Consider the following 1,887-nt stretch of genomic DNA (forward strand, 5'->3'; position numbering starts at 1 on the left):
GCTGAAGGTCTACCTGCACCGCGCGCCAGTGGACTTCCGGCTCAACATCAACGGCCTGGCTGCCCTGGTGCAGCAAGCACTCGGGCTGGACCCGTTCGCCGCGTGTGTCTACGTGTTCAGCAACCGCCAGCGCAACCGGGTCAAGGTGCTGGGCTGGGAGCGCAACGGCTTCTGGCTGCTGCTCAAACGGCTGGAGCAGGACCGGTTCATCTGGCCCAGCGAGCAGGACGTGCCCACGCTGACGGTGGAGCAGTTGCACTGGCTGCTCGAAGGCATTGACATCGGCGTGGTGCAGCGGCACCCGCGGCGCTTGTACGAGCGGGTCGGCTGAGATCATGCCGGTGGTGTCGCGCCATTGCGGCACATCCGAATGGCGTAGCCGACCATGGGCTGGGACACTGCCGGGCAGATGGTCAACATGCCCACCCTCGAACAGTTCAACGCCCTGCAGCAGGCGCTGGCCGATGCGCGCCAGCACAACGAAGCCTTGGCTGGTGAGCTGCGCACGACCACCGGGGAGCTGCGCATCGTGCGCACCGAGCGGGACCTGCTCAAGGAACAGCTCAACAAGTTCAAGCGCCAGCTGTTCGCCGCCAGCAGCGAGGTCACCGGCCAGCACCAGAAGGACATGTTCTTCGACGAGGCCGAGAGCCTGGGGGCGCAGGCCGAGCCGGCTGCCGAAGAGATCCCTGACGCCGACAAGGTCGACGTGCCCGGCCACCAGCGCGCCAAGCGCGGGCGCAAGCCGCTGGACCCGGCGCTGCCGCGCGAGGTGGTGCGCCACGAACTGCCCGAGGGCGAGCGCGTGTGCCCGCACGACGGCGCGGCCTTGCGCGAGATCGGCGTAGAGGCCACCGAGCAACTCGACATCATCCCGCAGGCGAAGTACCTCGACGGGCTGCCGCTGTACCGCCAGGCGGCGCTGCTGGGCCGCTTCGGCGGCACCGACATCTCGCGCAACACCTTGGCCGGCAGCATCGTGCGGGTGGGCCAGGCCGTGCAGCCGGTGGTGAACCTGCTGCGCGACGAACTGCTGGACGCACCACTGGTGTTCGGCGACGAGACCGAACTGCAGGTGCTCAAGGAGCCCGGGCGCAGCGCACAGGCCAAGAGCTACGTCTGGGCGCAGATGACCGACGGCTCGGGCCGCGACGGCACCGGGCCGCCGATCCGGCTGTTCAGCTACTCGCCCAGCCGCTCGGCGGCCAACGCGATGACCTTGTACGCCGGCATCCGTGCCGGTGCGGTGCTGATGACCGACGGCTATGACGTCTACGACAGGGTGGCTCAGGCGCAAGGTCTCGTTCACCTGGCTTGCTGGGCGCACTGCCGGCGCTACTTCCACGACGCTTTGCAGGCATGCCCCAAGAACCAGCGCGGACCAGACCAACTGGCAGCACGCTTCATCGCGCTGATCGGCAAGCTGTATCACGTCGAGGCCCAGGCCAAGCGCGATGGCGCGGACCCGGCCGAGCGCACACGGCGACGCCAGCACGACAGCGCACTGGTGCTCCAGGACATCGAACAACTGCTGCTGGCCAACCTGCACAGCGTGCTGCCCCAGAGCTTGCTGGGCAAGGCGCTGCACTACACGGCCGGGCAGTGGCACAAGCTCAAGCGCTACGTCGAGGACGGGCGCTACAGCATCGACAACAACGTGCAAGAGAACGCCATCCGGCCGTTCTGCGTGGGCCGGCGCAACTGGTTGTTCTCCGACACCGTGGCCGGCGCCCACGCCAGTGCGAACCTGTACTCGTTGCTGCAGACCTGCCGGGTCAACGGCATCGACGGCTACCGCTACCTGCGCTCGCTGTTCAAGGCCCTGCCGATGGCCAGGACGGCCGACGACTACGCGACGCTGCTGCCCTGGCGCATCGACCTGACCAC

General features: G+C 68.0%; 2 protein-coding genes. Both read left to right on the forward strand.

The genetic code is table 11. From position 1 onward, the window contains the following. A partial coding sequence (tnpB, locus tag FKP22_RS28930; RefSeq protein WP_211361649.1) for an IS66 family insertion sequence element accessory protein TnpB occupies positions 1-331 on the forward strand: 331 nt, incomplete at its 5' end. Between the two features lie 78 nt (positions 332-409). Then, positions 410-1,887: IS66 family transposase (tnpC, locus tag FKP22_RS28935; RefSeq protein WP_141291596.1), on the forward strand; the 1,478-nt coding region annotated here is incomplete at its 3' end.

Source organism: Ideonella azotifigens (genome assembly GCF_006519715.1).
Taxonomy (GTDB): Bacteria; Pseudomonadota; Gammaproteobacteria; order Burkholderiales; family Burkholderiaceae_C; genus Ideonella; species Ideonella azotifigens.